The organism is Nonomuraea rubra (assembly GCF_014207985.1).
GTDB classification, from domain to species: Bacteria; Actinomycetota; Actinomycetes; order Streptosporangiales; family Streptosporangiaceae; genus Nonomuraea; species Nonomuraea rubra.
Genome location: NZ_JACHMI010000001.1, coordinates 4,603,094 through 4,626,501, shown reverse-complemented (window position 1 = coordinate 4,626,501; position 23,408 = coordinate 4,603,094). Strand labels below are relative to the sequence as shown.

Sequence of the window (23,408 nt, the reverse complement as noted above, 5' to 3'; positions counted from 1 at the left end):
GTGCGGCGCCTGGTGTTCCAGAGGCGCCGCACCCGGCCGGAGGTCAGATCTCCTCGACGCTGCTCGGCTCGCGCCGGGACAGGTCGATGCCGAGCTCCTCCGCGGCGCGGAAGACGTCCTCGTCGGTGTCGCGCATCTCGATGGACATGCCGTCGCTGGAGAGCACCTCGACGTTTAGGCACAGCGACTGCATCTCCTTGATGAGCACCTTGAAGGACTCGGGGATGCCCGGCTCGGGAATGTTCTCGCCCTTGACGATGGCCTCGTAGACCTTCACCCGGCCGAGAACGTCGTCGGACTTGATGGTCAGCAGCTCCTGCAGCGCGTACGCCGCGCCATAGGCCTCCATGGCCCACACCTCCATCTCACCGAAGCGCTGGCCACCGAACTGGGCCTTACCGCCGAGCGGCTGCTGGGTGATCATGGAGTACGGACCGGTCGACCGCGCGTGGATCTTGTCGTCGACCAGGTGCAGCAGCTTGAGGATGTAGATGTAACCGACCGCGATCGGGTACGGGAACGGCTCCCCCGAGCGCCCGTCGAACAGTTGCGCCTTGCCGCTGCGCTGCACGAGCCGATCCCCGTCGCGCGTCGGGACGGTGTTGCCGAGCAGCCCGATGATCTCCTCCTCGTTCGCGCCGTCGAAGACCGGGGTGGCCATGTTGGTGCGCGGGGCGACCTGCTCGAAGCCCTTGTCACGCAGCCGCTCGGCCCAGGCCTCCTGGATGCCCGAGATGTCCCACCCGCGGGCGGCGATCCACCCCAGGTGGGTCTCCAGCACCTGGCCGACGTTCATTCGACCGGGCACGCCGAGGGGGTTGAGGATGATGTCGACCGGGGTGCCGTCCTCCAGGAACGGCATGTCCTCGACCGGCAGGATCTTGGAGATGACACCCTTGTTGCCGTGCCGGCCGGCCAGCTTGTCACCGTCGGTGATCTTGCGCTTCTGCGCCACGAGGACGCGGACCAGCACGTTCACCCCCGGCGGCAGCTCGTCGCCCTCGTCCCGGCTGAACACCTGCGTGTGGATCACCCTGCCGGACTCCCCGTGCGGCACCTTCAGCGAGGTGTCGCGGACCTCCCGGGCCTTCTCGCCGAAGATCGCGCGCAGCAGCCGCTCCTCCGGGGTCAGCTCGGTCTCACCCTTCGGGGTGACCTTGCCGACCAGGATGTCGCCGGGCACGACCTCGGCGCCGATCCGGATGATGCCGCGCTCGTCGAGGTCGGCCAGGACCTCCTCGGAGACGTTCGGGATGTCCCGGGTGATCTCCTCCGGGCCCAGCTTGGTGTCACGGGCGTCGACCTCGTGCTCCTCGATGTGGATCGAGGACAGGACGTCGTCCTGGACCAGCCGCTGGGACAGGATGATCGCGTCTTCGTAGTTGTGACCCTCCCACGGCATGAACGCCACCAGGAGGTTCTTGCCCAGTGCCATCTCGCCCTGGTCCGTGCACGGGCCGTCGGCGATGACCTGGTTGACCTCGACCCGGTCGCCCTCGGCCACGATCGGCTTCTGGTTGAAGCTGGTGCCCTGGTTGGAGCGCTTGAACTTGGCCACCCGGTACGTCGTCCGCGTGCCGTCGTCGTTCATGACGGTCACGTAGTCGGCGGAGACCTCCTCCACCACCCCGGCCTTCTCCGCGTTGATGACGTCACCCGTGTCGGTGGCGGCACGGTACTCCATGCCGGTGCCGACCAGCGGCGCCTCGCTCTTCAGCAGCGGCACCGACTGGCGCTGCATGTTCGCGCCCATCAGGGCCCGGTTCGCGTCGTCGTGCTCCAGGAACGGGATCATCGCGGTGGCCACCGACACCATCTGGCGCGGCGACACGTCCATGTAGTCGACCTCGCCGGAGCGCACGTACTCGAACTCGCCGCCCTTGGTGCGGACCAGCACGCGGTGGTCGGCGAACGAGCCGCCGGCCGTCAGCGGCGAGTTCGCCTGCGCGATGACGAACTGGTCCTCCTCGTCGGCGGTCAGGTAGTCGATCTGCTCGGTGACCCTGCCGTCGACGACCTTGCGGTAGGGCGTCTCGATGAAGCCGAAGGCGTTGAGGCGGCCGAAGCAGGCGAGGTAGCCGATGAGGCCGATGTTGGGGCCTTCGGGGGTCTCGATCGGGCACATCCGGCCGTAGTGGGACGGGTGCACGTCGCGGACCTCCATGCCGGCCCGCTCGCGGGACAGGCCGCCGGGGCCGAGCGCGTTCAGCCGCCGCTTGTTGGTCAGGCCGGCCAGCGGGTTGGTCTGGTCCATGAACTGCGAGAGCTGCGAGGTGCCGTAGAACTCCTTGATCGACGCCACGACCGGGCGGATGTTGATCAGGGTCTGCGGCGTGATGGCCTCGACGTCCTGCGTGGTCATGCGCTCGCGCACGACCCGCTCCATGCGGGCCAGGCCCAGGCGGACCTGGTTCTGGATGAGCTCGCCGACGCTGCGCACGCGCCGGTTGCCGAAGTGGTCGATGTCGTCGACCTCCAGGGGCAGGCCCGTGGACTCCTCGCCGGCGTGCAGCCGCACCAGGTACTCGATGGCCGCGACGATGTCGTCCTCGGTCAGGACGGTGACGTCGATGTCGAGGTCCAGGCCGAGCTTCTTGTTGACCTTGTAGCGGCCCACCTTGGCGAGGTCGTACCGCTTGGGGTTGAAGTAGAGGTTCTCCAGCAGGGTCTGCGCCGACTCCTTGGTCGGCGGCTCGCCTGGCCGCAGCTTGCGGTAGATGTCGAGCAGGGCGTCGTCCTGTCCGGCGGTGTGGTCCTTCTCCAGCGTGGCCCGCATCGACTCGTACCGGCCGAAGCGCTCGAGGATGCGCTCGGCCGTCCAGCCGAACGCCTTGAGCAGCACGGTGACGGGCTGCTTGCGCTTGCGGTCGATGCGCACCCCGACGCTGTCGCGCTTGTCGATCTCGAACTCCAGCCAGGCACCCCTCGACGGGATGACCTTGCAGCCGTACAGGTCCTTGTCGGAGGTCTTGTCGGCGTTGCGCTCGTAGTAGACGCCGGGCGAGCGGATGAGCTGCGACGTCACGACGCGCTCCGTGCCGTTGACGATGAAGCTGCCCTTCGGCGTCATGAGCGGGAAGTCGCCCATGAACACCGTCTGGCTCTTGATCTCACCCGTGGTGTTGTTGATGAACTCGGCCGTCACGAACATCGGCGCGGAGAAGGTCATGTCCTTCTCCTTGCATTCGTCCACGGAGTACTTCGGCGGCTCGAACCGGTGGTCGCGGAACGACAGGGACATGGAGCCCGAGAAGTCCTCGATCGGGCTGATCTCTTCGAAGATCTCCTGGAGGCCCGACTGGGCCGGGACGTTCCTCCGCCCGGCCTGGCGAGCCGCCTCGACCCGGGCCTTCCACCGCTCGTTCCCGAGCAGCCAGTCGAACGACTCGGTCTGCAGGGCGAGCAGGTCGGGAACTTCCAGAGGCTCCTGGATGCGCGCGAAGGAGACACGGCGGGGGCCGGCGGGAATGGGAGAGGCATTGCGCGAGGCTGCCAACAGATGTCCTTCCGGAGGATACGAAGGCGAAGGAGGGCAGCATAACGCAATAGGCAAACGGAAGTCCACACTTATTTGTAGTGTCAACTCCATCTGCCGCCATCAATATCCCACACACTCCGCACCCTCGTCAAACCGGCGCTCGATCGCCACCTAGATGCAATTTGCTGGCAATTGCGGAGTATGTGCACAATGGTGCCGATCGTTGATCCTTCACCATCCGGAGACCTCGCCCCATGAGCCGCCCGCTCCGTACCGTCCCAGCCAGGCTGCTCGCTCTCGCGATGGCGGCCGTGACGCTGACCGCCTGCTCCCAGGCTCCCGCCGCCCAGGAGACCCGGCAGGCTGCGGCGCCGCAGCCGGGTTTCCCGGTGACGGTCGAGAACTGCGGGCGCGAGCTCACCTTCGACCAGCCGCCGTCCAAGGTGGTGACCGGCTACCACCCCTCCCTGGAGACCCTGCTCGCCCTCGGCCTCGGCGACCGGATCGCCGGCCGCACCTTCTTCGGCGAGAGCGCGTTTCTGCCCGGCCAGAAGGAGCAGTACGACCGGATCCCGCAGATCTCCGAAACGATCATGCTGCCGCAGAAGGAGGTCATGCTGGCCCAGAGCGCGGACTTCGTCCTGGACAACGCGATGGCCAGCTTCGACGCCGCCGGCGGCTACGCCACCGTGGAGGAGCTGGACGCGGCCGGCAGCCCGGTCTACATCCTGGGCGGCTGGTGCAGCCCCGAGGAGGTGCTCCGGTTCACCATCGACGACACCTTCACCGACCTGCGCAACCTCGGCAAGATCTTCGGCGTTCCCGACCAGGCGGAGAAGCTGGTCGGCGAGCTGCAGGCCCAGCTCGCCGACGTCAAGAAGCGCGTCGAGGGCCGCACGCCGGTCAAGGTGCTGGCCACCGACGGCGGCAAGGGCCCGGTGAACGCCTACGGCGGCTCCGGCATCACCCAGCAGATGATCGCCCTGGCCGGCGGCGAGAACGTGCTCAAGGACGTCAAGGGCGACTACACCGAGGTCAGCGTCGAGAAGGTGAGCGCCTCGCAGCCCGAGGCGGTGCTCGTCAGCGACTACGCCACGCTGCGCGGCGAGGACATGCCGAGCTCGCCCGCCAAGGCCGAGGAGGCGTTCGCGATCGCCAAGAACAGCCCCGCCGCCAAGGACAAGCGTTACCTCGCCCTGCCCGTGGCCGCCCAGCACCCCGGCTACCGCAACATCCTGGCCGTCACCGACATCGCCAGGTTCCTGCACCCGGACGCCTTCGCGCAATGACCGCCCAGGACGTGGCGCCCACCAGGACGGTGAGCGCCGGACCGGCTCACCGGCGCGCCGGCCGATTCGTGCTGCTCCTCACCGCCCTCGCCGTGGCCGCGGTCGCCTCGACCTGGCTGGCGGTGAGCATCGGCGCGGTCCACGTCGCCCTGCCGGAGGCGTGGGGCATCGTCGCCGACCGGCTCGTTCCCGGCCTGGTGCCGCGCACGTGGACGCCGGTGCAGGAGCAGATCGTGTGGGACTTCCGGCTGCCGCGCGCGCTGCTGGCGCTGCTCGTCGGGGCCGGGCTGGCGGTGGTCGGCGCGGTGCTGCAGGCGCTGGTGCGCAACCCGCTCGCGGACCCGTTCCTGCTCGGGATCTCCTCCGGCGCCTCGTTCGGCGCGGTGTGCGTGTTCATCCTGGGCACCTCGGCGCTGGGCGGGCTGTCGCTGTCGGCCGCCGCCTTCGCCGGCTCGCTGCTCGCCCTCGGCCTGGTCTACCTGCTGGCGCAGCGCAGCGGCCGGCTCACCCCGTCCCGGCTGGTGCTGGCCGGGGTGGCGCTGGCGTACCTGTTCCAGGCCGCCTACAGCTACGTGCTGCAGGCCGCGCAGAGCGGGCGGGCCGCCCAGCAGGTGCTGTTCTGGCTGATGGGCAGCCTGGGCGGGGCCCGGTGGCACATGCTGCCGCTGCCGGCCGTCGTGCTGGCCGCCGGGGTGACGTACCTGCTGCTGCAGCACCGGCCGCTGAACGCGATCGCCGCCGGGGAGGAGACGGCCGTCTCGCTCGGGGTGAACGTCGGCCGGTTCCGCCTGATCCTGTTCGTGCTGACCTCGCTGCTGGTCGGCGTGCTGGTGGCCACCAGCGGCGCGATCGCGTTCGTCGGCCTGATCGTGCCGCACGCCGCCCGGCTGCTCGCCGGCGCCGACCACCGCCGGGTGCTGCCCGTCACCGCCCTGCTCGGCGCCGTGTTCCTGCAACTGGTGGACATCGCCGCCCGTACGGTCAACGCGCCGCAGGAGCTGGCGTTGAGCATCGTCACCGCGCTGTTCGGCGTGCCGTTCTTCCTGTGGCTGCTGCGCCGGCGTTCGGTGGACCGGGCGGTGACCGTCTCATGAAGCTCGACCTGCGCGGCGTGTCCGTCGCCCTCGACGGACACGCCATCGTGCACGAGGCCGACCTGCTGGTGGACGACGGCGAGTTCGTGGCACTCGTCGGGCCGAACGGGTGCGGCAAGTCCACGCTGCTGCGGACGATCTACCGGGCGCTGAAGCCGTCGGCCGGGCTCATCGCCGTGGACGGCGACGACGTGCACCGGCTGCCCGCCCGCCAGGCCGCCCGGCGCACCGCCGTGGTCGCCCAGGAGATCCCGGCGGACCTCGACTTCACCGTGGCGGAGATCGTCGCCATGGGCCGCACCCCGTACAGGCCCGACGCCGCCGCCGACGCGGAGCGGTACGCGCGGGCGCTGGACCGCGTCGGCCTGGCCGGCGCCGCGGACCGGATCTTCGCCACCCTGTCCGGCGGCGAGAAGCAGCGGGTCCTGCTCGCCCGCGCCCTGGTCCAGGAGACCCGCCTGCTCCTGCTGGACGAGCCCACCTCCCACCTGGACATCCGCCACCAGCTGGAGATCCTGCACCTGGTGCGCGAGCTGGGCAGCGAGGTGGGCATCGCGACGCTGGCCGTGCTGCACGACCTCAACCAGGCGGCCGCGTTCTGCGACCGGCTCTACGTGATGAGCGCCGGCCGCATCGTCGCCGGCGGCCCGCCGGGCCAGGTCCTCACTCCCGAGCTGATCTCGCAGGTGTACGGCGTGCGCGCCGTCCAGCGCCCCCAGCTCGTCTTCGAACGGCTCAAAGAAGAGGCGTGACGGTCAGGTCCCGGCCCTGGGCCTGCGCGGGCGGGCGGGTGCCGAGCAGCGCCGCGATGGTCGGGGCGACGTCGATCAGCCGGGCGCCGCGAGGGCGGGCGCCGGGCCGGATCCCCGCGCCGGACAGCACCAGGGGGACCTTGGCCTCGCCGAGGCTGCCGTGAGCCCCGCGCCACTGCCCGTCCGGGGGCTCGGGCAGGGCGAAGCCGTACGGGGGCCGGGCCTCGGCGACCAGGTCGCCCAGCTTGTCGCTCGCGTGCAGGGCGCGCAGCGCGCGGTCGTCGAGCACCCGGCCGATCTCCGGCAGGCGGCGCAGCGCGGCCTTGATCCTGTCGCGGGCGGCGGGTCCGGCCGCGGTGCCGCGCAGCGTGATGTCGCCCAGGCGGACCGCGTTGGGCACGATGACGACCTCCGTGCCTGCGGCCGGGGCCGAGCCCGAGGGCACGACCTCGACGCTGTGGCCGAGCGCCTGGACGGCGCCGACGACCTGCGGGAGCAGCGTACGGTTCCAGGCCGTCATGCCGTGATCGCTGGTCACCAGGAAGGCCGTGTCCCGAAATATGCCGACATCCTTGGTGGCTTGGATGAGGCGGCCGAGCTGGTGGTCGTGCTCGGCGAGCAGCGGGCCCAGGTTCGGGCTGTCAGGGCCCTCGTTGTGGCCGAGCCCGTCGAGGTCGGAGCTGTAGACGGCGAGCAGGTCGGGGATCCGCGGGACGGTCACCTGCTGCCCGCCGGAGTCCACCGGCCGCAGGTTGAGCAGGTCGATCGCCACGTCCACGCGCTGCCCGAACCCGCCGCCCGGCTGGACGTACAGGTGCTCGGGGTCGCCGTACCGCACGCCGTGGTCCTGGACCATGTACCACTGCACGGAGGCGACCGTGCGCCCCTCGGCCGCCAGCGACTCGGCGATGGTCTCGGCCGCCAGGAACCGGCTCTGGCCCTGCGCCCTGCCGCTCACCGGGTCGTAGACGTAGGCGACGTTGCCGTGCACCTCCGGGTACGCGCCCGTGCTCATGGACGCGCGGCACGGGTTGGAGACCGTGTGGAAGGTGGCGTCGGCGACCGTGAGGACACCCCTGGCCGCCAGCCGGTCGAGGTTGGGCGTGGGGACGCGGCCCAGGTAACCGGGGTCGAAGCCGTCCCAGTCCACCAGGACGACGTGCCTGGCCCCGCGCCGCCGGCCGGCCTGCGCCGCGGCGGGCGCGGGCGCCGCGCTCGTGATCGTGCCGGCCGCCGCCAGGGCGCCGAGCATGGTGCGCCGAGAAATCGACATGGACGATCCTCGCCTTCGCGGCCGCCGCCGCGACGGCCCCGACCAACGTAGAGGACGCCGGGCGGCGGTCACACCGGCTTCGGGTGACAACCACGTGAACGCCGTTACCGTGTGAAGATCGTCCCCTACGTACGACGAGGAGAGCGCCCCTGTGACCTGGGACCCCTTCGGCACGCTCGGCCGCGCGCTGTGGATCGGCGGCGGCCAGTGGGCCGGCAAGTCCACCGTGGCCCGGCTGCTGGCCCAGCGGTACGGGCTGACCGCCTACCACTACGACTACCACGACGCCCGCGGCCACGACGACCGCCGCGTCGCCCGCCGACTCAGGCTCGGCGAGCCGCCCGGCGGCCCGGACCCCGACACCAGGTGGATCCGCGGCACCCCGGCGGACCTGGCGGCGGAGACGCTGGCCGGCTTCCCGGTCCGGTTCGAGTGGGCGCTGGACGACCTGCGCGGGCTCGTCTCCGGGCGGCCGATCCTCGCCGAGGGCTGGGGGTTGCGGCCCGAGCTGGTCGCGCCGATCGCCGGCTCGCCCCGCCGGATGGTGGTCATGGTGCCCACCGCGGCGTTCCGCGACCGGCAGGCGCGCGAGCTGCCCCGGGCGGCCACCGTCGGGGCCGGGGTGAGCGATCCGGCCCTGGCCCAGCGCAACCGGCTCGAACGCGACCGCCTCGTCGCCGACGACGCCGTACGCTCCGCGCACCGGCTCGGCATCCGCGTGATCGAGGTCGACGGCACGCTCGGCGCGGAGGCCGTCGCCGGCCTCGTGGCCGACCACTTCCGCCCCTACCTGCCGCCGGAGGAACCATCATGACCGGGCGCTCCCGGGCACGCGCGCTCGGCGTGCTCGTCGGCACGCTGCCGACCGGCCCGCTCAACGCGATCACGGACGTCGAGGGCGTCCTGGTGGGGCACACCACGATCGACGACGGCGCCGCCCTCCGCACCGGGGTCACCGCGATCGTTCCCCGGCCCTTCGGACCGCTGCCCGCCGCCGTCTACACAGGCAACGGGTACGGCAAGCTGGTCGGCTCGACCCAGGTGGACGAGCTGGGCGTGCTGGAGTCGCCGATCGTGCTGACGGGCACGCTGTCGGTGTTCAGGGCGGCGGACGCGGTGCTCACGTACCTGATGGAGCTGCACCCCGGCGGGCTGTCCTTCAACCCGCTCGTCGGGGAGACCAACGACGGCTTCCTGTCCGACATCCGGCGCCGCCCGATCACCGAGCGCCACGTCCTGGACGCGCTGGAGGGCGCCTCGGGCGGCCTGCCGGCGGAGGGCTGCGTGGGCGCGGGCACGGGGACGACGGCCCTGGGGTTCAAGGCCGGGATCGGCACCTCGTCCAGGCGGCCGGTGGTGGAGGGCGTTCCCGTCACGGTGGGGGCGCTGGTGCAGGCCAACTTCGGCGGCGTGCTGACGGTGCGCGGCGTCCCGATGCCGGTCGAGGAGCTCGTCCCTGGGGCGGGGCGGGTGGAGCCGCCGGGCAACTCGTGCATGATCGTGGTGGCCACGGACGCGCCGCTCGACGCCCGTCAGCTCGGCCGGCTCGCCCGCCGGGCGGTCTTCGCGATGGGGCGGGTGGGGGCGTCGTACTCGCACGGGAGCGGCGACTACGCGGTCGCGTTCAGCACGGCCTCCCGGGCGGCTGTCCTGCCCGATGCCGCGCTGGATCCGGTGTTCGCGGCGGTCATGGACGCGGTGGAGGAGGCGCTGCTCAACTCGCTGTTCATGGCGACGACCACGACGGGGGTGCACGGGCACACGAGTCACGCGGTGCCGTACGACCGGCTGGGCTGAACCCGCCGGCTCACTCGAACCGGTCGGCGAACGCGGCGCGGTTCGCCGAGTCCGGGTCGCGATCCCACACGGCGAACGTCACCCGCTCGAACACGCCCGCGAAGTCGCCGGTCAGGTGGCCGTGGAAGGCCCCGGCGACCTCGCGCGGGTCGTTGCGGAACACGCCGCATCCCCACGCGCCCAGCACCAGCGTGCGGGCGCCGTGATGCGCGGCGACGGCCAGGACGCGCCCCGCCCGCTCGGTCAGCGCCCGGCGGATCCGCTCGCCCGCGCCGGGGTCGCGGCGCAGCACCTGCCCGGCGTTGGGCGCCGGCGAGGTGAGGAACGAGACGAGGTACGGCTCGGCCAGCAGCCGGCCGTCCGTGTCCCGGTGCACCGGCACACCCGGCGACCAGATGACGCGGTGGCTGTAGAGCAGGTCGGGCGAGGCCCGGTGGGCGGCGTAGTAGCCGGGCGCCCGCAGGAGGCAGGGGTAGAGCAGGGAGTGCCGGCACAGGTCCTCTTCCTGCGCCTTCGCGCCGCCGAGGTAGCCGCCTCCGGGGTTCCGGGCGGAGGCGAAGTTCAGCACCGCGATCCCGGCCGCGCCGTCCAGGTGCAGCCGGCGCGCCGCGCCCAGGCTGCCCTCGCCGGTGACCTCGAAGGCCGTCGCGTACGTGCCGGCGCCCTTCCAGGCGAGGGTGCCGTCCGGCGGATGGCTCACGGTGCCGGTGACCGCGTCCCGCAGCGCGGGGCCGACCTCCACGGTCGTGCCGTCGGCTGCCTGGTAGTGGCCGTCCGCGGCGATTCGCTCGTTCGCCGCCGCGAACCGGCGCAGTCTTCCGCTCACGCGTCCTGATCGTAAGCGGTGATCGTCGGGCACAAGAAGCGGATTTCTCCAGACATGTTATACAAGATATGGATTTGTCATACAGATTGTGGAGGACGACACGTGATCGCCCAGGCCGACTACGACGTGGTGCTGGTGGGTGGCGGCATCATGAGCGCCACCCTCGGCGCGCTGCTGCGCCGCGTGCGGCCGGACTGGTCGGTCCTGGCCCTCGAACGGCTGGACGGCCTCGGCCTGGAGAGCTCGTCCGCCTGGAACAACGCGGGCACCGGCCACGCCGGGCTCTGCGAGTTCAACTACACGCCGCTGACCGGCGCCGGCTCGATCGACGTGAGCAGCGCCGTCGCGGTCAACGAGCAGTTCCAGCTCTCCCGGCAGCTCTGGGCGCGCCTGGCCGAGGAGGGCACGCTCGGCGATCCCGCGGGCTTCATCCGGCCGGTCCCCCACTACGCCTTCGCGCACGGCGCCGCCGGGGTGGAGCACCTGCGGCTGCGCCACGCGGCGTTGCGCGGGCATCCGCTGTTCGAGGGGATGGAGCTCACCACCGACAGGGACGTCATGGCGGGGTGGCTCCCGCTGATGTTCGCCGGCCGTCCCGGGCGCGGGCCGGTGGCGGTCTGCCGTACCCGGGGCGGCACGGACGTGGACTACGGGGTGCTCACCCGGCGGCTGTTCGCCGCCCTGGCGGGTGGCGGCGCCGACGTGCGGACCGGTCACGAGGTGCGGTCGCTGCGGCGGGACGGCCGGTCGTGGCGGCTGCGGGTGCGCGACCTGCACGGCGCCCGCGACTACCTCGTACGCGCCCCGTTCGTCTTCCTCGGCGCGGGCGGCGGGACGTTGCCCCTGCTCCAGAGCGCCGGCGTGCCGGAGACGCGGAGGTACGGCGGCTTCCCCATCAGCGGCCGGTTCCTGCGCGCGGCCGATCCCGGGCTGCTGGCCCGCCACCACGCCAAGGTCTACAGCCACGCCGAGCCGGGCGCGCCGTCGCTGTCGGTGCCGCACCTCGACACCCGCGTGGTGGACGGCCGCGCGTACCTGATGTTCGGGCCCTTCGCCGCGTTCTCGCCGCGCTTCCTCAAGCGCGGCCGGCTGTCCGACCTGCCGCGGTCGGTCACCCCGCGCAACGCCGGCACGCTGCTGGGCGCGGCCCGCGACAACCGCGACCTCCTGCGATACCTGGTCGGGCAGCTCGCGCAGACCCGCGGCGGCCGGTTGCGGGCGCTGCGCCGGTTCGTCCCCGACGCGCGGGCGCGGGACTGGGAGCTCGTCACGGCCGGCCAGCGGGTGCAGGTGGTCAAGCGGGTGAACGGCCGGGGCGCGATCGCCGGCTTCGGCACCGAGGTCGTGACGTCGTCCCACGGCGGCCTCGCCGCCCTGCTCGGCGCCTCCCCCGGCGCCTCCGCCTCCGTTGCGATCATGCTCGACGTGCTCGAACGCGCCTTCCCCGCCCACCTGCCCGGCTGGCGCCCCGCGCTCCGCGACCTCCTCCCCTCCTACGGCCTCTCCCTGTCCGAGGAGCCCGCGCTGTTCCGGGCGCTCGACGCGCGCACCGCCGAGACCCTGGGCCTGGACCGTGGCTGACGGGCACGGCGCTGACGGGCACAGCGCTCACGGGCACGGCGCTCACGGGCACAGCGCTCACGGGCACAGCGCGAGCCTCGCGGACCGGGTGGAGGGCGAGCTGCGGCGCGGCATCGGGAGCGGGGAGTGGCGGCCCGGCGAGCTGCTGCCGTCGGAGGGCGAGCTGGCCGTCCGGTTCGGCGTCAGCCGCACCGTCGTGCGCGAGGCCATCTCGCGGCTGCGGGCGGCGGGGCTGGTCGAGACGCGGCGCGGGCGCGGCTCGTCCGTCCTGGCGAGACCGCCGGCGCAGGACTTCACCCACTCGCTGGGCACGGTACGCACCCCGGGCGACCGGCTGCACCTCCTGGAGCTGCGGCGCGGCATCGAGGTGGAGGCCGCCGCGCTCGCCGCCGCCCGCCGCACGCCGGCGGCGCTGGCCGCCGTGGACGCCGCGCTGCGCCGTACGGCCGCGGTGCGGGGCGGCGCCAGCGACGCGGTCGAGGCGGACTTCGCCTTCCACCGCGCCGTCGCCGCCGCCACGGCCAACCGCTTCTACCTCGACCTGCTCGACACGCTGGGCGCCGGCGCGATCACCCGCCCGTACGCGGGGCCCGAGCCCGACCCCGGCCACCTCGACCAGGTCCTGGGCGAGCACCGCCGGATCCGCGACGCGATCGCCTCGGGGGACGCCATGGGGGCCGCCGCCGCCATGCGCACCCACCTCGACGCCTCCATGACACGGCTCAGGGGCTACGAACGTTGATCGGCCGGCACCGCGGGCGCGGGCTGCTCCGCCGGGGGCTCCGACGGTGATCGTCTGTGCAGCAGGAGCGCCGTCAGGCCGCCCGCGGCCAGGCCCCAGAACGCCGCGCCGATGCTGAGGATCGTCATCCCCGACGCGGTGACCACGAACGTGACCACCGCCGCCTCCCGTCCCTCCGGCTCGGTCACCGCGCCGGCCAGCGAGGAGCCGAGCGCCGACAGCAACGCCAGGCCGGCCACCGCGGTGACCAGCACGGGCGGGGACAGCAGCACCAGCGCCATGGCCAGGCCCGCGCCGAGGCCGAGCGCCAGCTGCCCGGCGCCGAGCGCCACCGTCGCGATCCACCGGCGGCCGGGGTCGGGGTGGGTGTCGGGGCCGGCGGTCAGCGCCGCGGTGATCGCGGCCAGGTTGACGGCGTGCCCGCCGAACGGCGCCGCCACCGCACTGGCCAGGCCGGTCGTGACGAGGACCGGGCGCAGGGGCGGCAGGTAGCCGTAGGTCGCCATGACCGCCATGCCCGGGACGTTCTGCGCGGCCATGGTGACGAGGAACAGCGGGATGGCGATGCTCACCACCGCGGACAGGCTCAGCGCCGGAGCGGTCAGCTCGACCGCGGGCCGCAGCGCCGCGCCTGACAGGCCGCCGCCGTTCCCCTGCACCGCGATGGCGACGACCGCCACGGCGAGCGCGCAGGGAACGGCCCACCGCCGCTGGTACCGCTGCAGCACCGCCCAGGTCAGCACGACGGGCACGGCGAGCATCGGGACGTCGACGACGGCGCGGACCGGTGCGGTGCACAGGCTGAGGATGACGCCCGCCAGCATGGCGGCGGCGATCGGGCGCGGGATGGCGGCGATCGCCCGGGCCGGCCAGGGCGACAGGCCGGCGAGCACGAGCAACCCGGCGCAGACGATGAACGCGCCGACCGCGGCCGGGAACCCGCCGGGCACGGGGCCGGTCGCCATCAGCAGCGCCGCGCCGGGGGTGGACCAGGCGATGCTGATCGGCATGCGGTACCGCAGCCCGAGGAAGATCGCAGCCGCCCCGACGCCGCAGCACAGGGCGAGCAGCCCGGACGCGGCCTGCCCCGGCGTCGCCCCGACGGCCCGCAGCCCGGCGAGCACGACGGTGAACGAGCTGGCATAGCCGACCACCGCGCTGACCAGCCCCGCCATGACCGCCTGCACGCGCATGCCCCGCCCCCTGAAAGGTCCACCGTTCCACATACGGAACGAACCCTAGCCACGCGGTCATCAGGGGACAAGACCTGCGGTGCGGGCGAGCTGACATGCTGGGGCCCCATGAGCGTCGAGCAGAGGAACGTCCAGATTCGCCCCGTCCGGGAGGAGGACCGTGACGCTGTCATGGAGCTCGCGTCCCAGCTCACCGAGGGGGTGGCCGACTGGCGCGACCCCGGCGCCGTGGTGGAGGCGGCGCGGCAGTGGCTGGCCGGCTTCTTCGGCCCCGCGCCGGAGCAGCGCGGAGCCGTGTTCGTGGCCGCGGCCGGCGGCGAGGTCGTCGGCGTGGTCTCCGTCAACACCCACCGCCACTTCACCGGGCCGGTCGAGGCGTACGTCGGTGAGCTGGTCGTCGCGCCGCGGGCCGTCCGCGCGGGGCTGGGCCGGCGGTTGCTGAGCGCGGCGGAGGACTGGGCGCGGCGGCAGGGGGTGCGCCATCTGACACTGGAGACGGCAGCGGGCAACACGACCGCGCGGCGGTTCTACGCTGCCGTGGGGTATCGGGAAGAGGCGGTCCGCTTCACCCGGGTGCTCGATTAGCGCCTCCGGCCACCGTGGCGCGGCTCGCCACGGTGGCCGGAGCCTGCGTCAGAGGTCCGCGCCGAGGCCGAGCTCGCCGACGGTGACGGGCAGGCCGGTGCGGAGCGACTGGTTGGCGGCGATGCCGACGGCGACCGCCCGCAGGCCGTCGCGGTAGTCGGCGGCCCGGGCGAGGAGGTCGGGGCCGAGGCGCAGGTCGCGGCGGAAGACGTCCTTGAGCAGGATGGCGTCGCCGCCGCCGTGGCCGCCGATGCCGGCGGGGATGGTGACCTCCTCGGGCCGCTGCCAGTGCCGCTGGACGACGAGGCGCTCGCCCTCGGGGCGCAGCGGGTCGTGCGCGCCGAGCGGGGTGGTCGACGGGTCGAGCACGGCGTTGCCGTTCGCGTCCAGCTCGATGAAGCCGCGCTCGACGACCTCCAGCTCGGCGCGGCCCGCGGTGCCGTTGACCGTGACGCGGTAGCCCTCCCAGGGGCTGTGCGCGTTGAGCGAGTAGCTCAGCCGCGCGCCCCGGCGGTAGTCGACGAGGACCGCCAGGTTGTCCTCGATGGTGACGCCGGGCGCGAACGGGTCCTGGTCGCGGCGGTAGCCGTCGTGCCGCTCGGCCTGAAGGTAGAGGGCGTCCAGGCGGGGGTCGGCGCGCAGGTCCAGGGAGAACGGGTCGCCGTGGGCGCCGGTGCCGCGCTCGGGCCGCTCGCCCATGCCGCGGGCGGCGGCGTTCTCGTCGCCGTAGAAGCGCAGCGCGCCGGAGGCGTAGACCTTGGCGGGGGTGTCGCCGAGCCACCAGTTGATCAGGTCGAAGTGGTGGCTGGCCTTGTGGATCAGCAGGCCGCCCGAGTTGGCCTTGTCGCGGTGCCAGCGGCGGAAGTAGTCGGCGCCGTGGACGGTGTCCAGCGCCCACTCGAAGTGCACGCTGGTCACCTCGCCGATCGTGCCGGACTCGATGACCTGCCGCAGGGTGGAGTTGCGGGGCGCGTAGCGGTAGTTGAACGTCATCACGACGTCGCGGCCGGTGTCGGCGACGGCCTTGGTGATGCGGCGGCAGCCGTCCGCGTCGATCGTCAGCGGCTTCTCCACCACGACGTCCGCGCCGGCCCGCAGCGCCCGGTCGACCAGCTCGGCGTGGGTGCGGTCCAGGCTGGTGACGATCACGACGTCCACGCGCTGCTCGGCGACCATCCGCTCCAGGCCGTCGGGGGTGTGGCGGGGCAGCCCGGCCGGGCCGCCGAGGCCCAGCTCCTCGCCCACCTGGGCATCGTAGTAGTCGATGCGGGCCGGGTTCGGGTCCAGCCAGGCGACGAGCGCGCCCACGTCGGCGTGCTCGCCGGTCAGCGCGGCGACGTACATGCCGGCCCGGTGCCCGGTGCCGGCCACCGCGTAGCGGCGGCGGGCGCGCGACGGGGGCGGCGCGGCGAACCGCGGCACCACTCCGGCGCCGGGCTCGCTGCTGGTGTGGGACGCGGGGGCTGGGGCGGTGGGGTTCTGATCCACGGGGCGGGTCACGAAGGTCCTTCTCGCTGGAGACGGGCGTCACGGCTAAAGTGAACGTTCATTTCGGCACGTTAGTGAACGAACACGCGAAGGGTCAAGAAGGGTATCTTTCCCGCACGACTGGGGAAAGTGAACGTTCATGGAGAGTGCCGGGTGAACGAACACTTCCCGGCCACCGGTACGCTGATCCCGCGTACCGGCCGAGCGAGGAGTGCCACGTGAGCAAGGGTGCGGCGGCGAAGCGGCCGACCATCATGGAGGTCGCGAGGCTCGCCGGCGTCTCCCACCAGACGGTGTCGCGCTACCTCAAGTTCAACGGCGACGGCATGAAGCCCGCCACCAGCGAGCGCATCAGAACGGCCATCGAGCAGCTCGACTACCGCCCGAACCTCGTCGCCCGCGCCATGCGCAACCGCCGCACCGGCCGGCTGGCGATGCTCCTGCCCGCGGGCACCGCCGTCAGCGCCCTGGAGCTGCTGGCCGGCGCCACCGCGGCGGCCCACGAGGCGGGCTACGTGGTCGAGGTCGTCACGCTCGGCGGATCGCCGCAGACGTGGGCGCAGCGGGCGCTGGAGCTGTCCGATTCCGGGCTGTTCGAGGGCATCCTGTCGCTGACCCGGATGGCGCTGCCCGCCCAGCGCCCGGGAAGCGTGCCGATCGTCGTCTCCCCCGACTACGACGACCGCATGCGCGGGGTCGGGGAGCTCGCGGACGCCTCCCACATGGCCGAGATCGTCGAGGGCCTGGCCGCGTACGGGCACCGGCGGTTCCTGCACGTGGCGGGCGACTACGCGCACACCTCCGCGCGCCAGCGCAGGCAGGTCTATCTCGACACCCTGCGGCGGCTGGGGCTGGAGTCCCACGGGGTCGCCGACTGCGGCTGGTCGGCGCAGGCGGCGCGGCAGGCGGTGCTGGACCTGCCGCCGGGCAGCGGCGTCACCGCGGTCATCGGCGCCAACGACCTGGTGGCCGCGGGGGCGATGCGGGGGGCCTGGGAGCGCGGCTGGAAGGTGCCGGAGGACCTGAGCGTCACGGGGTGGGACAACAACCCCGTGACCGCGTTCCTCCCGCCGTCGCTCACGACGGTCGACGTCGATCACGAGAGGCTGGGGCGCCGCGTGCTGGCCCGGCTGCTGGCCGCGCTCCGCGGCGAGCCCGCGCCCCAGGAGGACGAGCCGATCACCCGGGTGATCTGGCGGGAGTCGACCGGGCCGGCCCCCGGGCGGGCGCGCTGAGCCGGGGCCGCCGTGGTCAGACGGGCAGAGCCGCCGCCAGCGGTGCGCCGATCTGGATGTCGAGGTACGCCACGAGGTCGTCTCCGTCAACGGCGCCCCGGCTCGCGTCGATGACCACGATCGTCCCGGCGACGATGCCGGCGAAGCTCGTTCCCGACCGGCGGGACTGCTCGATGCGCTCGGTGACCGGACGGCGGACGGCCTCGCTCAGGAAGGTCAGCCCGTGCGGGAACTCCTCGGCCAGCGCATGCCGCTGCCGCCCCGACTCGATCCGGCTCCCGATGCCGAACTGCGCCGACACGATCTGGTCCTGGCGCAGCGTCACCCGGAAGTAGCCGTTCGACCGGACGCGGGTGCACGACTCCTGGGGCGGGTAGAAGCAGTCGTACCCGCCTGCCAGGAGATCGTCCACGGCGGAGCTCATCGTGGTCGCGTAGTGCTCGGCGCCGAACGGCCAGCGGCGTACGGAGGCGTCCCTGGCGGTCACGAGCAGGCCGTCGAGGCCGGAGAAGCCGTAGTCGGCGTGCTCGTCCCGCCATGCGGCCCTGGGAAGATCGTCGCTCCGCCGCACCGCCGGTTCGCCGAGGTCGTGGGCGAAGTCGTCGATCTCCTGCCGCGCGCGGTCGCCCGCGCCCGGCCAGATCGCGGCGAGCGCGGGCGCCGCGGCGTCCACGACCCGCGGGGGTTCGCCCTGCTGGTACGTACCGTCCTCGGGAGGCGGGAACCAGGCCCAGGCGAGCCGGCCGTCGCGGTCCAGCAGGAACTGCGCGACCTGGGGGTGCACGGTGTCCGACTCGTCGCGATGAGCGATCCGGCACCACAGGGCCCGGCCGTCCGCGTTGCTCCGGGCCTGCGCGCAGAACCAGCCGGCCTGCGTCAGCGGCCGGGTGAGTGCCGCGGCCGTGCCGCCGGCGGGGACGGGCACGGCCACCGAGTTCTCGTCCGCGGCGGGGTGGGCGTACACCGTGGGCGAGGGCCGCGCGGGCTCGGGCTGCCCCGTGCAGCCGGTCAGCGCCCACGAGCCGAGGATCGTGGCCAGCACGGTGGTCACGATCGTCCCTTTTGCGTCGAACACGGACGAGAGTTTACGAGCAGCCGCCCCCACGGCCGGGCCCGCCGGCCGGGTTACCAGGTCTTGCCGGCCTGCTCCCGGTTCGCACGGTTGATGCGGTTGAAGAAGTTGGTCAGTGCGACCTCCGTGATGATCGAGGACAGCTGCTGGTCGTCGAAGTGCTCGGCGGCGGCCGCCCAGACCTCGTCGGTCACGCCCGGCGCGCCGTCCTGGATCCGGGTGGCGGCTTCGGCCAGCGCGAGCGCCGCCCGTTCCGCGTCGGTGAAGAACGGCGTCTCGCGCCAGGTGACCACGTTGTGCAGCCGCTCGTCGGTCTCCCCGCGCCGCTTCGCCGAGTGGATGCCGGCGAAGACGCACGGGCTGCAGCCGTTGATCTGGCTGACCCGCAGGTGGATCAGTCCGAGCAGGAGAGGGTCCACGCCGCCCGCGTGGATCGCCTTGTACAGGTGCTGGATCGCGGTGGTCACGTCGGCGTTCGCCTGGCTCTTCAGACGTGCTTCCATCGGTGGTGCTCCTTCATCGGTTACGTGTGCCCGTCCGGGCCCGTCATCACCCATGACGGAGCAGTTCGGAGGAAGGTAACAAGATGTCCGACACCAGCCCGGCGGATCCGGTGGCCGAGGCGTTCGAGGCGCAGCGCGACCGGCTGCGCGCGGTCGCCTACCGCATGCTCGGCTCGCACGCCGACGCCGACGACGTGGTGCAGGAGGCCTGGCTGCGGCTCTCCCGGCAGGACGCGGCGGCGATCCACAACCTCGCGGGCTGGCTGACCACCGTGGTCGGCCGGATCAGCCTGGACGTCCTGCGCTCGCGGCAGGCCCGCCCCGAGGCGTCCTACGACGACCGGCTGCCCGAGCTGGTGGTGACGGTCGACGACGGCCCCGCGCCTGACGAGGACGTGGCGCTTGCCGACTCGGTCGGGCTGGCGCTGCTCGTCGTCCTGGAGTCGCTGGGGCCGCGCGAGCGGCTGGCGTTCGTGCTGCACGACCTGTTCGCGGTGCCGTTCGACGAGATCGGGCAGATCCTCGGCAGTTCCGCGGACGCCGCCAAGATGCTCGCCAGCCGCGCCCGCAGGAAGGTGCGGGCGACCGAGCGGCCGGCGGGCGGCGGGCCCGAGCAGCGGGAGGTGGTCCGGGCCTTCCTGGCGGCGGCTCGCCGCGGCGACTTCGAGGAGCTGCTTCGGGTGCTCGACCCCGAGGTGAGGCTGACCATCGACACGCCCGGCGGGGTGGTCGTGGTCCTGGGCGCCACCAAGGTCGCCTCCGGCACGCGGGTGGGCACCGGTGCGGCCGCGCGGGGGCGGGAGGTGCTGGTCAACGGCCTTCCCGGGTTCGTGGCGTGGCGGGAGGACGGGACTCCGCTGTCGCTCCTGGCCTTCACCGTCGCCGGCGGCCGGATCGCCCGGATCAGGGCCGTGGTCGATCCCGCCCGGCTCGCGTCGATCGACCTGCCGGAGGCGGGGTGAGGCACCGGCGCGGGAACGGCGAACGGCCGCCGGGGTCGCGCCCCGGCGGCCGTCCGCGTCCTGTCCCGGTTCACGCCATCCGGTCCCGGGCCGGGACCAGGCGGGCGCCGAGGGCGCGGGCGCCGATCACCATGGCCGCCGCCGCCAGGACGATGTCCTTGAAGATGTACTGCGCCTCGAGCGTCGGCGCGCCGGGGAACAGGTTCGTGAAGAAGAACACGTACGGCGCGAAGAAGCCCGCCAGCGCGCCCGTCATCACCACCAGCCCCGTCTTCAGCAGCTTGCCGGTCACCAGGGTGAGACCGATGAAGACCTCCATCGCGGCGATCACGGCCTGCGCCGCGTAGCCCGACAGCAGGCCCAGGGACAGCTTCTCCAGCGTGGCCACCGACAGCGCCTCCGCCGGGCTCACCCCCGGGAAGAACTTGAGCGTGCCGAAGGCCACGAAGACCAGGCCGAGACTGATCCGCAGGACGTCGATGCTGTGCCGGGCCAGCCAGCCGGAGAGTCTGGAGATCATGGTTTCGATGGTGGCGGTCATGTCGTGCTCCCTCGTCGAGGATGTCGTTTCCGTCTGCGTTCAGACTCGCGAACTCGGCGGCCGGGAGCGTCGGGCCGGAGGAGACACCTGGGGTACGCCGTCGCACGTACCCCGGGGTCCGTACGTACTGCCGGAGGCCTCAGGGGTTCGCCCTAGGGGGAGGCGTTCTCCAGGTCGGTGCGTACGCCGGCGGTGGTAGCGCGGTCGTTCACGGGATGATCAGCGGCTCGCCGTTGGCCAGGACGTTCCGGAGGACGAGGTCCTCGACGTGCTGGACGACGCTCGGCGTCGCGATGGTGCCGAAGTCCACGTCGGTCAGCGTGACGCCGCGGATCGGCGCGTCGGCGTAGCCGCGCAGGTTGAGCGCCCGGTTGGCCGTGCTGACCGTCACGTCGCGCACGTCGATCCCGCCGACCACGGGGTTGAAGCCGTGGCCCGGCCCCTCCTCGTAGTTGAAGTCGATGTCGATGACCGAGCCGCCGACCTGGCCGATCTCCAGGTTCCTGGCGTGGAAGCCCTCGACGAAGCCGCCCCGCACGGAGTTGGTCTTGAAGCGCAGCGCGATGTCGAGGTCCGGGCTGGACATCGTGCAGTCCCTGATGAACACCTCGCGCACGCCGCCCGACATCTCGCTGCCGATCGTCATGCCGCCGTGCCCCTCGCGGAACGTGCAGCCCTCGACCAGGATGTGCTCGCTGGGCACGTTCACGCGGCGGCCGTCGGCGTTGCGGCCCGACTTGATCGCGATGCAGTCGTCGCCGGTGTCGAACGTGCAGTCCCTGATCACCACCAGCCGGCTGGACTCGGGGTTGCAGCCGTCGTTGTTCGGGCCGTGGGTGCGGACCGTGACGCCGCGTACGAGCACGTTCTCCGACAGGGTGGGGTGGATCTCCCACATCGGGGAGTTGACGATGGTGACGCCCTCGATGAGCACGTTCCGGCAGCGGTAGGGCTGGACGAAGGACGGGCGCAGGTAGCCGCCCTCGCCGTAGGTCCGCTGCTCGACCGGCACTCCCTGCTCGGCCTGGGCGAACAGGGCGGCCCTGGCCTCGGCCTGGCGCGGCTCCCCCGGCTCCCAGCCGTGGTCCCCCGAGCCCTTCCACGGCCACCAGTGGTCGTCGTCGGCCTGCCCGTCGAGCACGCCCGCCCCGGTCACCGCGACGTCGTGCTGCCCGTACGCGTAGATCAGCGGCGAGTAGTTGAGCAGCTCGACCCCCTCGAACCTGGTCAGCACCAGCGGCAGGTACGCCCTGGGGTCGGTGCTGAACAGCAGCGTGGCACCCTCGGCCACGTGCAGGTCCACGTTGCTCAGCAGGTGCACGGCGCCGGTCAGGAACCGTCCCTCGGGCACGTCCACGTGCCCGCCGCCCGCCGCGTGGCAGGCCCTGATCGCGGTACGGATGGCGGCCGTGCAGTCCGTCACCCCATCCCCTACGGCACCATATTTCCGGATATCGAAGCGGCGGTGCGGGAACCTCGGCCCGCGCACCTTCGCCGCGATGCGGTTGGCCCGCGCCCACGGATCGGATAATGCCTGCGCGGCCGGCGCATCGAGACCCAGCGGCACGACGGCGGACAGGGCCATGGCGCGCACGGCGTCACGGCGGCTCCAGGACAGACCTCGGGAACGGTTCGGCATGGACGGGGCCTCCCTCGCCGGCACCTGCTCAGGACACCCCGGATGCTATGTCAACCCCTTGCACTGATCCAGACGCAGCGGGCACATCACCCCAGGATCAGAGGTGCAACCGTTTGCAGGATTCGCCTCAGCGCAGGATCACCTGCCCCCTCGGGGTGCCGAGGACGGCCCGCAGCGCGGGCTCCGGCCCGTCGGCGACGTCGAGCCGGACGCCGAGCGCGGCCAGGTCGCGCCGGAGCGCGTCGGGGTGCGGATGCGCGGCGGAGAACGCGATCAGGTCGACCAGCGGCAGGTCCGAGTCGGCGGGATGACGGGTGCCGCCCCAGTCGATGAGGAACGGCACCGGCTCGACCTCCGCCGGGTCCTTCCACCGGGTGAGCCGCCACTCCAGCAGCTCGCCCGCCGGGGTGCGCCTCGACAGGGGCTGCACGTCGCCGGGGTCGTACCCCTGCTCGCGGGCCAGCCGCACCGTCTGATCGAGGTCGTCCGGGCGCACGGCCCACGCGGCGAGCCGCGGCTCGGCCAGCGTCTCCAGCCCGAACGCCCGCGGCCGGACGGTGGCCGCGGGATCGGGGCCGATGATCTCCAGGTAGGAGGAGGGGCCGAAGCGGACGAGGTGGTTGGCGGTGCCGCCGGGATGGCTGCCGCCGGGCGCCGGGGTGATCCCCGTACGCTCGGCGAACGCGGCGACCCCTGCGGCGAGGTCGGGCACCGCGTAGACGAGGTGGTCGAGCCGGGGATGCGTCACGTGTCCTCCAGGGTGGGCTCGCGCCGCGGGGTCGTCATCTGTCCTCCAGGGTGGGCTCGCCGAGGGAGAGCATCAGCCGGTTCGCCCAGCCGAAGAACGCGCCGGCGTGCACGGCGTCGCTGATCGCCAGGTCGTCGAGCCCGGCCGCGCGCAGCGCCGCGATGTGCTCCGGGCCGAGCCGGGACGGGGTGTCGGCCAGCGCCACGGCGGCGTCGATGACCGCCCGCCACCGGTCGTCCTGCCGGGCGCTCACCCCTTCATCCAGCAGGCGGCGCACGTCGCCGGGCCGCTTGGAGTGGTGACCGGCGAAGCGCGCGTGCACCGAGGCGCAGAAGACGCAGCCGTTGTGGCGGGAGGTGGCGGTGGCGGCCAGCTCGCGTTCGGCGCGCGGCAGCCCGCCGTCGGGGTTGTAGAAGATGTCCTGGTCGGTCTTGGTGCGGGCGTGCAGGATGCCGGGGTCGCGGGCGAGCAGCAGGAAGTACGGGGAGGTGGCGCGGGCCCTGTCCACCAGCGCCTCGTGGTGGGCGTCGGTCAGCTCCTCCTCCGTCAGGGGCGCCAGCCAGGGCCGCCAGCCGAGCCGGTCCGTGGTGAAGCCGGTCATGCCGCCTGG

Annotated in this window: 21 protein-coding genes; 10 read left to right on the top strand and 11 right to left on the bottom strand. The window is 72.9% G+C overall.

The genetic code is table 11. The features are described from left to right. Positions 1–43 precede the first annotated feature (43 nt). Positions 44–3,496 (bottom strand): DNA-directed RNA polymerase subunit beta, encoded by a 3,453-nt coding sequence (rpoB, locus tag HD593_RS21105; protein WP_221524865.1) that lies wholly within the window; start codon positions 3,494–3,496, stop codon positions 44–46. A 236-nt stretch (positions 3,497–3,732) separates the two neighbouring features. Between rpoB and HD593_RS21100 the strand changes: the two genes are divergently transcribed. Genes HD593_RS21100 through HD593_RS21090 form a run of 3 tightly spaced genes read left to right on the top strand, consistent with a single transcriptional unit; the run spans position 3,733 to position 6,613 of the window. Further along, positions 3,733–4,767, top strand: coding sequence for an ABC transporter substrate-binding protein (locus HD593_RS21100; RefSeq protein ID WP_185103859.1), 1,035 nt, complete (start codon positions 3,733–3,735; stop codon positions 4,765–4,767). Continuing rightward, complete coding sequence (locus tag HD593_RS21095) at positions 4,764–5,861, top strand: FecCD family ABC transporter permease (RefSeq protein ID WP_185103858.1); 1,098 nt, start codon at positions 4,764–4,766, stop codon at positions 5,859–5,861. The genes HD593_RS21100 and HD593_RS21095 overlap by 4 nt, the downstream gene beginning before the upstream one ends. After that, complete coding sequence (locus tag HD593_RS21090; protein WP_185103857.1) at positions 5,858–6,613, top strand: ABC transporter ATP-binding protein; 756 nt, start codon at positions 5,858–5,860, stop codon at positions 6,611–6,613. The genes HD593_RS21095 and HD593_RS21090 overlap by 4 nt, the downstream gene beginning before the upstream one ends. Here HD593_RS21090 and HD593_RS21085 read toward each other — a convergent pair. Next, on the bottom strand, positions 6,597–7,886 hold the full coding sequence (locus tag HD593_RS21085) for an alkaline phosphatase family protein (RefSeq protein ID WP_185103856.1): 1,290 nt from the start codon (positions 7,884–7,886) through the stop codon (positions 6,597–6,599). The two genes, HD593_RS21090 and HD593_RS21085, sit on opposite strands and share 17 nt — an antisense overlap. A gap of 151 nt (positions 7,887–8,037) precedes the next feature. On the opposite strand from HD593_RS21085, the gene HD593_RS21080 reads away from it, so the two are divergent. Together HD593_RS21080 and HD593_RS21075 are read left to right on the top strand one after the other, a co-directional pair. After that, positions 8,038–8,700, top strand: a complete 663-nt coding sequence (locus tag HD593_RS21080) for a hypothetical protein (protein WP_185103855.1) — start codon at positions 8,038–8,040, stop codon at positions 8,698–8,700. After that, positions 8,697–9,683, top strand: coding sequence for a P1 family peptidase (locus HD593_RS21075; RefSeq protein WP_185103854.1), 987 nt, complete (start codon positions 8,697–8,699; stop codon positions 9,681–9,683). Before HD593_RS21080 ends, HD593_RS21075 begins: the two co-directional genes overlap by 4 nt. Before the next feature lie 10 nt (positions 9,684–9,693). Here HD593_RS21075 and HD593_RS21070 read toward each other — a convergent pair whose 3' ends face one another. Further along, positions 9,694–10,509, bottom strand: coding sequence for a TIGR02452 family protein (locus HD593_RS21070; RefSeq protein ID WP_185103853.1), 816 nt, complete (start codon positions 10,507–10,509; stop codon positions 9,694–9,696). A 102-nt stretch (positions 10,510–10,611) separates the two neighbouring features. On the opposite strand from HD593_RS21070, the gene mqo reads away from it, so the two are divergent. Together mqo and HD593_RS21060 are read left to right on the top strand one after the other, a co-directional pair. Beyond that, on the top strand, positions 10,612–12,090 hold the full coding sequence (gene mqo / locus HD593_RS21065) for a malate dehydrogenase (quinone) (protein WP_221524864.1): 1,479 nt from the start codon (positions 10,612–10,614) through the stop codon (positions 12,088–12,090). Then, on the top strand, positions 12,083–12,832 hold the full coding sequence (locus tag HD593_RS21060) for a FadR/GntR family transcriptional regulator (RefSeq protein WP_185103851.1): 750 nt from the start codon (positions 12,083–12,085) through the stop codon (positions 12,830–12,832). Before mqo ends, HD593_RS21060 begins: the two co-directional genes overlap by 8 nt. On the opposite strand, the gene HD593_RS21055 is transcribed toward HD593_RS21060, so the two are convergent. Further along, the gene (locus HD593_RS21055; protein WP_246546667.1) at positions 12,820–14,025 is read right to left on the bottom strand and encodes a benzoate/H(+) symporter BenE family transporter; all 1,206 of its coding nucleotides are present in this window, start codon (positions 14,023–14,025) and stop codon (positions 12,820–12,822) included. The two genes, HD593_RS21060 and HD593_RS21055, sit on opposite strands and share 13 nt — an antisense overlap. 108 nt (positions 14,026–14,133) lie before the next feature. On the opposite strand from HD593_RS21055, the gene HD593_RS21050 reads away from it, so the two are divergent. Beyond that, entirely contained in the window at positions 14,134–14,610 is a 477-nt protein-coding gene (locus tag HD593_RS21050) for a GNAT family N-acetyltransferase (protein ID WP_185103849.1), read from the top strand. 48 nt (positions 14,611–14,658) lie between these two features. Here HD593_RS21050 and HD593_RS21045 read toward each other — a convergent pair whose 3' ends face one another. Next, positions 14,659–16,110: a Gfo/Idh/MocA family protein gene (locus HD593_RS21045; RefSeq protein WP_312903589.1), complete on the bottom strand. Its 1,452-nt coding sequence runs from the start codon at positions 16,108–16,110 to the stop codon at positions 14,659–14,661. Between the two features lie 206 nt (positions 16,111–16,316). Between HD593_RS21045 and HD593_RS21040 the strand changes: the two genes are divergently transcribed. Next, positions 16,317–17,333 carry a LacI family DNA-binding transcriptional regulator gene (locus HD593_RS21040; protein ID WP_312903587.1) on the top strand — a complete coding sequence of 339 codons (1,017 nt, stop codon included), beginning with the start codon at positions 16,317–16,319 and terminating at the stop codon, positions 17,331–17,333. A gap of 16 nt (positions 17,334–17,349) precedes the next feature. Here the strand turns inward: HD593_RS21040 and HD593_RS21035 are convergent, their stop codons facing one another. Next, a complete protein-coding gene (locus HD593_RS21035) occupies positions 17,350–18,408 on the bottom strand; it encodes a hypothetical protein (RefSeq protein ID WP_312903585.1) in 1,059 nt (352 codons plus the stop codon). A 50-nt stretch (positions 18,409–18,458) separates the two neighbouring features. Next, positions 18,459–18,908: a carboxymuconolactone decarboxylase family protein gene (locus HD593_RS21030; protein ID WP_185103848.1), complete on the bottom strand. Its 450-nt coding sequence runs from the start codon at positions 18,906–18,908 to the stop codon at positions 18,459–18,461. Between the two features lie 83 nt (positions 18,909–18,991). Here HD593_RS21030 and HD593_RS21025 point away from each other — a divergent pair, with 83 nt between their 5' ends. Next, positions 18,992–19,870, top strand: a complete 879-nt coding sequence (locus tag HD593_RS21025; protein WP_185103847.1) for a sigma-70 family RNA polymerase sigma factor — start codon at positions 18,992–18,994, stop codon at positions 19,868–19,870. Between the two features lie 70 nt (positions 19,871–19,940). Here the strand turns inward: HD593_RS21025 and HD593_RS21020 are convergent, their stop codons facing one another. The 4 genes from HD593_RS21020 to HD593_RS21005 all read right to left on the bottom strand — a co-directional run bounded on the left by HD593_RS21020 (position 19,941) and on the right by HD593_RS21005 (position 23,399). Further along, a complete protein-coding gene (locus HD593_RS21020; RefSeq protein WP_185103846.1) occupies positions 19,941–20,411 on the bottom strand; it encodes a DoxX family protein in 471 nt (156 codons plus the stop codon). A gap of 208 nt (positions 20,412–20,619) precedes the next feature. Next, positions 20,620–22,050: a glycoside hydrolase family 28 protein gene (locus HD593_RS21015; protein ID WP_221524863.1), complete on the bottom strand. Its 1,431-nt coding sequence runs from the start codon at positions 22,048–22,050 to the stop codon at positions 20,620–20,622. A 127-nt stretch (positions 22,051–22,177) separates the two neighbouring features. Continuing rightward, positions 22,178–22,798, bottom strand: coding sequence for a VOC family protein (locus HD593_RS21010; protein ID WP_185103845.1), 621 nt, complete (start codon positions 22,796–22,798; stop codon positions 22,178–22,180). A gap of 34 nt (positions 22,799–22,832) precedes the next feature. After that, entirely contained in the window at positions 22,833–23,399 is a 567-nt protein-coding gene (locus tag HD593_RS21005) for an alkylhydroperoxidase domain protein (RefSeq protein WP_185103844.1), read from the bottom strand. Positions 23,400–23,408 lie beyond the last annotated feature (9 nt).